Source organism: Thermostichus sp. MS-CIW-34 (assembly GCF_054060435.1).
The window spans coordinates 48,378-57,602 of sequence record NZ_JBSSDE010000019.1 but is presented as its reverse complement, the minus strand read 5'-3'; the positions used below and the strand labels follow the sequence as shown (position 1 = coordinate 57,602).

The 9,225-nt window shown below is 58.5% G+C and carries 8 protein-coding genes; 4 read left to right on the top strand and 4 right to left on the bottom strand.

All coding sequences use genetic code 11. The annotated features are described in order from the left end of the window. The first annotated feature begins 392 nt into the window (after positions 1–392). Entirely contained in the window at positions 393–878 is a 486-nt protein-coding gene (locus ACVWYY_RS08335; protein WP_414358164.1) for a 2Fe-2S iron-sulfur cluster-binding protein, read from the top strand. A 165-nt stretch (positions 879–1,043) separates the two neighbouring features. After that, positions 1,044–2,429 (top strand): FGGY-family carbohydrate kinase, encoded by a 1,386-nt coding sequence (locus tag ACVWYY_RS08330; RefSeq protein WP_457403853.1) that lies wholly within the window; start codon positions 1,044–1,046, stop codon positions 2,427–2,429. A 457-nt stretch (positions 2,430–2,886) separates the two neighbouring features. On the opposite strand, the gene ACVWYY_RS08325 is transcribed toward ACVWYY_RS08330, so the two are convergent. After that, a complete protein-coding gene (locus ACVWYY_RS08325) occupies positions 2,887–3,108 on the bottom strand; it encodes a hypothetical protein (RefSeq protein ID WP_414342539.1) in 222 nt (73 codons plus the stop codon). Beyond that, on the bottom strand, positions 3,108–4,961 hold the full coding sequence (locus ACVWYY_RS08320; protein WP_457403851.1) for a S8 family serine peptidase: 1,854 nt from the start codon (positions 4,959–4,961) through the stop codon (positions 3,108–3,110). Before ACVWYY_RS08320 ends, ACVWYY_RS08325 begins: the two co-directional genes overlap by 1 nt. 198 nt (positions 4,962–5,159) lie before the next feature. Here ACVWYY_RS08320 and ACVWYY_RS08315 point away from each other — a divergent pair, with 198 nt between their 5' ends. Next, positions 5,160–5,876 carry a MotA/TolQ/ExbB proton channel family protein gene (locus ACVWYY_RS08315; protein ID WP_049749560.1) on the top strand — a complete coding sequence of 239 codons (717 nt, stop codon included), beginning with the start codon at positions 5,160–5,162 and terminating at the stop codon, positions 5,874–5,876. Between the two features lie 3 nt (positions 5,877–5,879). Next, a complete protein-coding gene (locus ACVWYY_RS08310; RefSeq protein WP_011432458.1) occupies positions 5,880–6,305 on the top strand; it encodes an ExbD/TolR family protein in 426 nt (141 codons plus the stop codon). Between the two features lie 270 nt (positions 6,306–6,575). On the opposite strand, the gene argF is transcribed toward ACVWYY_RS08310, so the two are convergent. Both argF and ctpC read right to left on the bottom strand, forming a co-directional pair. Continuing rightward, complete coding sequence (argF, locus tag ACVWYY_RS08305; protein WP_457403850.1) at positions 6,576–7,520, bottom strand: ornithine carbamoyltransferase; 945 nt, start codon at positions 7,518–7,520, stop codon at positions 6,576–6,578. Between the two features lie 177 nt (positions 7,521–7,697). Next, positions 7,698–8,993, bottom strand: a complete 1,296-nt coding sequence (gene ctpC, locus ACVWYY_RS08300; RefSeq protein ID WP_011432460.1) for a carboxyl-terminal processing protease CtpC — start codon at positions 8,991–8,993, stop codon at positions 7,698–7,700. Between the last annotated feature and the right edge of the window lie 232 nt (positions 8,994–9,225).

Sequence of the window (9,225 nt, the reverse complement as noted above, 5' to 3'; positions counted from 1 at the left end):
GTTGGGCAGCAATTCGTACTTGAAGGCTTGAAGTCGTTGCACCGCTCAATCGTATTCTTGGCCTATGCGTGATGACAACGATATTCACATGGCCGGCACTGCGTTTTTAAAGGGCGTCGGCTACGGTGGGCGTCGGCTACGGTCGGCGCTATCCTTCCCTGCCCTGAAGGACGGGGCTTGCCGCGCCTTTTGGTCAAGTTTCTGAAGCCTACACCAGCAAGACCTATAGTTGGAGTGCCGAGAAGGCTCAGAGGGCATTCGTATGCACCGAGACCTGAATGGCGCATGGGGGATTTTCCTGCATGCTTAGGTAGAACTGCCCTGTTCCGGCAATCTGCATTGGTGAAAGATGCTAGCTTTTTTAGCATCCAGTAGCCCAAAAAGTGCGGACTATGGTCAAGCGTGTGCGGTTGGATCCCATTGCCCAAGTGTCTGAAATCGCCACCAACAGCAATTTGCTCTCGGTACTGTTGCAGGAAGAGCTGAATGTGTTGAAAGAGTGCGGCGGGCGCGGCCTCTGTGCCACCTGCCATGTGTACGTTAAGGAAGGGATGGAGTCTTTGTCTCCGGTGAGCAAGCGGGAGCAGCGCACCCTGGAGGCGATCACCACCTGCAAGCCCAACTCCCGCCTGGCCTGCCAAGCGCGCGTGCTGGGGGAAGGGGTGGTGGTGGAATTGCCTGCCGGGATGTACATCAATGCTTTTCAGGATATCGAGGCGTTGATCGGTCGGCGGGCCGAACAGCCGCTTTTGCACCCTGTAACCGGCGCCATTTTGGTGCAGGAGGGTAAACTGATCACCCGCTCGGTGCTGGAATCGGTGAAAGGGCTGGATCTGGATATCCAAGAAGCGTTGGCTCGGAGCAGCCAGGAGTTTTGAAATTGTGATCGCGACAGCGGGCCGGAGTCCTTTCCCATCCTTTAGGCCAGTTTGAGCCACTTGGCCACCCCATCTATACAGAGAGCATTCTTGGGCCTTGGGCACTCCATCATGACAAGGCATTTTCCTTCCTAATGATGAGCTGATGATGAGATGAGTACCCCTATGCCCCCTGTGTTTCTTGGGATCGATCTGGGCACTTCTGGGATGCGGGTGGTGGCCCTCTCAGAGCAGGGGGAGGTGGTGGCCAAAAGCGAGCGCCAGTGGGATCCCCCAGAGACCAATCCGGGCCGCTGGTTGCGAACCCTGAAAGCCCTTTTGGGACAACTGACCGCGCAACTGGGGGAGCAGTATTCCATTGCAGCTCTGAGTGCTTGCAGCACTTCCGGCACCATTCTGCCGGTGGATGGTCGAGGCATGCCGTTGGAACAGGCGTGGCTGTATTCCGACCCGCGGGGCCAGGCTCAGGCCAAGCAATTGGGGATCCCTGCCAGTTGGGGTCTCAGCCGTTGGCTGTGGTGGGCGGAAGCCTATCCTGATCAGTATCGAGACAGCTACTTGGCCCATCCGGCGGACTTTTTGCTGAGCCAACTGGGGGGGCGCAGGCAGGTGACCGATCACACCCATGCCCTCAAGAGCGGTTTCGACCTGGAGGCCTACACCTGGCCTCAGGAGTGGTTGGCGCGGCAGGGCCTAAACCCCAAGCATTTCCCCGAGGTGGTACCGCCGGGAACGGTTTTAGGAACGGTGCGAGCAGACTGGGGGTTGGGGCCGGAAGTGCTGATCGCGGCAGGGATCACCGATGGCTGTGCCGGGCAACTGGCGGCAGGGGCTATTCGCTTGGGGCAGGTTTCCACCAGCTTGGGCACAACCCTTATTTTTAAGGCCAACAGTCCGGATCCCATACAAACCCCAAGCATCTATTCCCATTTGCACCCGGACAGTGCTCCGCACCGCTGTCACGAACGAATGGTTTGGTGGCCGGGGGCCGCCTCTTTTTGTGGAGGCGGAGTTTTGCCTCATTACTTCCCCGACGGCAACCTGCAAATGCTGGATCAGCAAGCTCAGGCTTATCTGCCCACCGGGCTGGTCAGCTATCCCCTTTGTCAGCCGGGAGAGCGTTTTCCCATTGTCGATCCCCAGTTTGCCGGGTTCTTGCCGGAGGCAGAAGAGGGATCCCCCCGTTTTTACGCTGCTTTGTTGGAGGGGGTAGCGATGGTGGAGCGGCTGGGGCTGGAAACGTTGGCCGCTCAAGGGATCCCAGTGCCAGAGCAGAGCCCGATTTTCACCACCGGTGGAGGCAGCAAAAGCCCTCTCTGGTTGCGCCTACGCGCCAGCATCCTTGCTCGTCCCTTGGCTGTGGTGAAACACCCGGAGCCGGCTGTGGGGGCAGCCATCTTGGCCGCTTCTGCCTATTGGTGCTGCTCTGTCCAACAGGCTGCCGATCGATTGGTACAGGTAGAACGCTATGTTCAACCGGATCCAGAGTGGGTGAAGTCTTACGCAGAGATCTACTCGGTCTTTCACAGCCGCCTGAGCAACCTGCTTTGACATGTTCCCTGCTCTACTGGCTTGCTTCCCCGTAGCGGTAGGGTGAGGATTCTTGTTACTGGTTCCACAACAGCCCTTGCCGCAAAGGATCCCGTCCCGCTTTCGCCAGTAGGTTTCCCCTCTAAAACAGCGATGATGGTTTCCCAGTTGTTCAGGCTACAGACTTATGACTATGTAAGTATTAAGCGGTCACGGGATACAGCTGCCTACCTACGTTTTTTGAGCTTCGTGAATGCTCAGCCGTGGAAACGAGATTCTTTTTAAACGGAAATGAAATATTTTCGTTGCATTGCTTCCTAACTTTCCTTCTCTCCTAACTAAAGAGAAGCTAGGGGTGAGGGTCGGCAGCGAGGTGTCTCAATCTTGTTTGAAGCGACTGTAAAAGCATTCTGACATCGAAAAGCAGGGATCCCCGCTTGGGGATCCCCGATTGGTATGGCCGGAGCCGCAAGCCAAGCTAGGGCTGCCGCTGGAAGCTCTTGACTTCTAAAACCGGCCCTACCTGAGCCACCGTCACCATGTCTTCTCTGATCTGTCCCTGGATGGTGACCTCTAGTCCCTCTTGCAAGAGCTCTTTGGGGGCACGGAAAAGGGCATAGTGCTCGCCGGAAGGCAGCGTCAGCACCCACACTCCCCCTTCGATATCCAGGAACTGGATGGTACCGCTGTACTCTTGCATCACTGCCTCAGCGCCAGCCCGGTTGCCGTGGATTGAGATTCCGTAGCCGCTTGCGCTCCCAAGTAGGCCAGGCCCAGGCAGAGCAAGCCATTGAAGAGCAAGAAGGAGCGACCCAACCAAGCAGAGGATCCAAGCCATAGCACCCCCTCATAAAACAGGGATCCGGACAAGAGCAGATGCGAGGCCATGCCAATGCACAAGCCAATCACCGCCCAGCGCCAGCGCCGATGGCCCAGGAGCAGCAACATCAACAGGCCTGGGATCAACACGCTGGCAAATAGGGGGTTCAAGGCATTGGTCTGGGCAAAGGCGGTGCCCAACTCCGGCAGGGAGCTACCCGCCAATTGGAAGGGCCAACGGGGGCCACCGACAATCGCCAACCCCTGCAAGGGGAAAAGACCGGCACTGCCCAAAAGCATCCCAGCCAGCAAAGGCACCGTCTGCAGCAGCCGCTTGGGAGCCAGCCACCAGCGGATCAGCACCAGGATAATGTAGCCGCCCACCACCATCAGCAGCTTCGGCACCAGAGCAATCGGGCCACCATCGAACCAGAAGCGTGGGTTGAGGTAGCCATTGTTGTTCAGGTACTGCAGGAAGTCCTTCAACCAGAGCACCAAGGGGTTTTCCTCCTGTTGTCCTGTGGCCCTGGCCAGCGCCTTGGCCGCATCCAAACGACCAGCCCCGTAGAAGTTCTGTTTGTCGCCGGGCACTGGGGTAGCCGACATTTTCAGCACTTCCTCCACCTTGTCCGGGTCTTTGATGCCCTGAGCCTGGATCAGAGCTGCCACACCGGCTACGTGGGGAGTGGCCATGCTGGTGCCTTGGAAGTAGGCAAAGACCGGCTCGTTGGGGTTACGACGATTGATGGTTTGCTGCAGAATGCCGTACTCGGGGTGATCAGGCGTTTTGGCTCCGCCGGGAGCAGAGATGTCCACCCCCACCCCATAGTTGGAGTAGGGGGCTTTCTCCCCGTTGGGCCCCGTGGCCGAGACAGCGATCACATGCGGGTAGCGGGCCGGGTAGCTCACCTGGTTGGAGTTTTCGTTGCCAGCGGCTGCGATCACCGTCACCCCCTTACTGTGGGCATAGGCCACCGCCTCCTCCATCAGTTGGGCAGAAGCGCGGCTACCCAGGCTGAGGTTGATGATCGTAGCCCCGTGGTCGGCAGCATAGCGGATCCCTTCCACCACATCCGACAGGGATCCAAAGCCATTGGCATCCAACACCCGTACCGGCATGATCTTGGCCTTGAAGGCAATGCCGGCTACACCCAAGACATTGTTGGTGGATTGGGCGATGGTTCCCGCCACATGGGTGCCGTGGCCGTTGAGGTCTTCCGGATCCTCATCGTCATCCACAAAGTCGTAGCCCTTCACAAATTGGGTTTGGGCTAGATCCGGCACTCGTGTTACTCCCGTGTCCACCACGGCTACCGTCACCCCTTCCCCTTGGGAGATGTCCCAGGCTTCCGGCATGCGGATGGCCCTGAGGTTCCATTGCTGGGGATAGAGGCGGTCGTTGGGCACGAAAGCCGCCTGGAATTGATAGTTGGGGTGAGCATACTCGATCAATGCTTCGTTGGTGAGCCGCTTAACCAGCCGCCGCGTGGATCCCAGGTGGTCGGCATCCACGTCAAACAGATAGATCGCTTCCTGGCGGGCAAAAGCGCTGTCGCTGCTGGGGCGGAGCGTCAAGTGATACTCTTTAGCGATAGCAGCAATCTGACTGGGGGTGGCCGTGTTTACAAAATTGACCACGATGCTGTCGTAGGGGGCGGATCCCTTGCCGCAAGCCGTCAACAGCAAGGCCATCAAGCCGGCGCAGCAAAGACCCAACCAGCGTCTGAATTTCATAATTCACGCCCTCGGGATCCAAAATTGTTGCAACCAGTATGCCCTCTGGATTGACAATTGACGAGATGAGATCCGGCATGGGGGCAAAATTGCCAAAAGGTGCAATCTTCGCCGCGCAAGAAGGGATCCCAGCCCTGCCGAGAAAGTGCTATGACAAGATGAGCGTAAATTGCCGCTTGGAGGGGGGAATCAGGATCGATGGATAGAGTCTTGCAGCTCATGATCCAGGGTTGGTATTACTCCATCCCCCTGTTGACGTTCTCGGTCTTCTCGGTGGCCTGTTGCATTGAGCGGGTGCTGTTTTGGTGGAAGATCACCCATCGGCAGGAGGAGGTGGTGCAGCAAGCCCTGAGCCAGTACCGCCGCAACCCGCGCGCTGCCCAGTATTTGCTGGAGCAAAATGCCGATCTGCCGATTGCCCGCATCTTTTTGGCCGGGTTGGAGCTGAACGAGGCCAGCCCGGAAGATTTTAAGTTGGCCCTGGAAACCGCCTTGGCGGCAGAGGTGCCTCTGCTGAAGCGCTTCAACACTGTCTTCGACACCGTAATCACCGTTGCCCCCTTCTTGGGCTTGTTGGGCACCGTCACCGGCATCATCCAGATCCTCAGCTCCATTCAACTGGGGGATATCGGCGGCACCGATACCCAGGGGGTAGGTCGGGGGATCGCCGAAGCCTTGTACTCGACGGCCTTTGGACTGATTGTGGCTATTCCCACCCTGTTGATTTCCAACGTCTTCCGCTCTTTGTACCTGCGGCAACTCTCTAAAATCCAAGAGTACGGCGGCATGCTGGAGCTGCTGCATCGGCAGCGGCAAGAGATGCAGGCTCAACAGCTTTCCCAGTATTCCTACACCCAATCTAGCCCCAGTGGCAGCTCCACCCTTCCCCCCTACTCCTCGCTTGAGCCCTCCTAACCTATGCGCATCCCCGAAGAGAACTTCCGAGCTGGCGAGATCAACATCGTGCCCCTGATCGATGTCATCTTCTCGATCCTGGTGTTTTTCGTGATTGCCAGCCTGGTGCTCACCCGCTCCGAGGCTCTGGATGTCAACCTGCCGGATGCCACTACAGCTGAAGTTCGTCTGCAGCCGGATGTAACGGTGAGCCTGACGGCGGAAGGACAGATTGCCGTCAATCAGGAGAAAATTGCCGATATTTCTGCCCTGATCCCGGCAGTGGAACGCATCCTGGCCGAGAAGCCGGCTGAAGGGCGGCGCTTGGTGGTGATCAACGCTGATTTGGCCCTCTCCCACGGCAAGGTGGTGGAGGTGATGGATACTCTGCAGCGGGTGCCCAATGTCAGCCTGGCAATTGCCGCCCGCCGCCCCAGCAGTAATCGGTAGCCAGCTTAGGATTTGGGCCAGTTTTGTCAAATATAGTCATTTCAGGTTAGGGTGAGACGCCTAGGCTACTGGTCGCGCCAGCGGGACGGAGTCCTTGAAAAACCTTCTGGCCCTCTGCATTATCGCTCCGCAACGCTATTGCTCTGCAACGCCGACGCGACCAACGTTTGGGGTGTGGGTGCAGTGTCCTGGTTTAAATCGAAATGACCATAGACCCAGTTTTCCGGTAAGCTCATTTGCTAACCCGCTCTCTAGCCTGGGGGTGAGGGGTCATCCTGCGCCCAGCACCTGAATCAGGAGTGCCTTTTGCACATGTAGGCGATTTTCCGCCTGATCCCACACGCGGGACTGGGATCCCTCCAGTACTTCAGTGGTGATTTCCTCTTCCCGGTGGGCCGGCAGGCAGTGCAGCACAATGGCTTGCGGATCTGCCTGTTGCATCAGCTCGGCATTGACCTGGTAGGGCAGAAAGGTGGCCTTGCGGGCCTCGGCCTCAGCTTCTTGACCCATGCTGGCCCACACGTCGGTATAGACCACCTGAGCTCCAGAGACGGCTTCCTGGGGATCCTGCAGCACCAACACCTGGGATCCCTGGGCCAGGGCGCAGGCTTGCTCCACCACTGCCGCATTCGGTTCGTAACCGGGGGGGGTGGCGACGCGGATGTGGATCCCGCTCATGGCACAGCCCAGCAGCAGGGAGTGGGCAACGTTGTTGCCATCGCCGCAATAGGCCAGGGTCAGTCCCGCCAGTTGGCCAAAGTTCTCCTGAATGGTGAGCAGATCGGCCAACACCTGACAGGGGTGAAACTGATCGGTGAGGGCGTTGATCACCGGAACATCGGCATACTCGGCAAAGGTTTCCAGCTCCTTCTGGTCGTAGGTGCGAATGGCGATCACATCCAGGTAGCGGGAGAGGACGCGGGCCGTATCCTGCAGGGGTTCGCCGCGGCTCACCTGCATCACTGTCGGCACCAGATCCAGGGTGCTGCCCCCGCACTGGGCCATGGCTGCCGTAAAACTGGCGCGGGTGCGGGTAGAAGCCTTCTGAAACAACAGCCCCAACACCCGACCCCGCAGCTCCACCCGATAGGGATCCCGCTTTAACTCAGCCGCCTGGGCTAGCAGGGCCGACAGCTCCGCCGGGGTTAGGTCGCTGAGCTTGAGCAGATCCCGTCCGGCCAAGTTTATGGATCCCGCGATCTTCGACCCCGCCATTGTGCTACGCGCCACCTACAGAAACAATAAAAGCATCCCCAGCCCAGCGCTGGTCAACACTCCTCGAATAACTCGAATGAGAAGAGTCTTAATAGTCTTAAATAGCTTGGGCCTCGGCTTAACCCCAGTCTCAGGAGTGCCAGATCTGAGACCCATCAAAACCGCCCCCAACACCGGCTAACGTGAAGAGGAACGAATGACCTCCTGGGCCTGTTGCCGACGGGCAGAGATCTGAGCCTGCAGAGCCTGGATGGCAGCAGCGTACTGTGGGTCGGCTGGGGTGGCCACCAGCTCTCGGTTCTGGCTGAGCCGCTTCAGATCTTCCTCGGACAATTCCACCAAAATGTCGGGGGTAATGCCCTTGTGGTCGATGTCGTTACCGTTGGGAGTGCGATAGCGGGCAATGGTTACCGCCAGCCCAGATCCATCGGACAGGGGATGCACCGACTGCACCAGGCCCTTGCCGAAAGTTTGCGTGCCGACAATCACGGCGCGACGGTTATCCTGCAGAGCCCCCGACAGAATCTCGCTGGCGCTGGCCGAGCCACCATCCACCAAAACGGCCAAAGGTTTATCGGTAAGGGCCGTGTTGTTGGCCGTCAGGCGATCCTGCTCCCCTTGGCGGTTCACCGTCGAGACAATGCTGCCCCGGTTAATCCACATGCGGGCAATCTCGGCGCTGGAGTAGAGCAGGCCCCCTGGGTTGGCGCGCAGATCCAGAACATAGGCGGCTACCCCTTGTTTTTCCAGCTCGCGAATGGCTTGGCGCATCTTCTCGGCGGCGTTGCCGGAAAACTGGGTAATCCGGATATAGCCAATGGGCAGGCCGTTTTCCTCGTGAACCTCGTAGCGCACGGTGGCCAGCTCAATTCTTTCCCGCACCAAATCGAACACCTTTAGCCCTTCCCCCTCGCGGCGAATGGTCAGCCGCACCCGCGTACCCGGCTCGCCCCGAATGAGGTTGACTGCAGCGTTGGTGTCCATGCCTTCGGTGGACTTGTCGTCGATGCGCACGATCACGTCTTTGGATTTGATCCCGGCCCGGTCGGCAGGAGACCCTTCAATGGGGGAGATCACCACCAGCTCGTTTGTCTCCTGATCCATGCCCAGCGTGATCCCCACCCCGGTCAGCTCACCGGATGTATCGATTTGCATGCTGGCAAACTGATCCGGATCCAGAAATCGGGTGTAGGGATCGTTCAGTTTCTTCAGGGCTTCCCGGATGGCCGCGTAGGCATCTTCTCGGGTGGCATACTCTCGGCTGAGCAGATCTCGCCGCACCGCTTCCCAATCCAGGGAATTAAAAGACGGATCCACGTATTCCCGGTTAACAATTTGCCAAACCTCGTCCACCACTTCCTTGGGATCCCGGCGAAACCCCGCCCAACCCGGCATAGATAGCTGCACGCCGACCAGCGATACCGCTGTCATCACTGCAGCCGTTGCACTAACCACAAACCCACGCTTTCTCATTGGCTCTCCTGGAAGGCGCTAAAAGTCAAGGTTGACGAGGTGGATCTCCAGAGGTGGATCTCTAATTGTCAGGGAACCGGGTTTCGAGCAAGGGTCTTCCCCTATGCGAACTTCAGCTTAGAAGCATCGAGAGCGATGAAGGGCTCCCCTGCGGCAGCAAGTGGGATCCGGATTTTGGTAGGCTACAGATACCCCCAAGCGACTGTGCCCAACCTAGCATAGGGATCCCTTC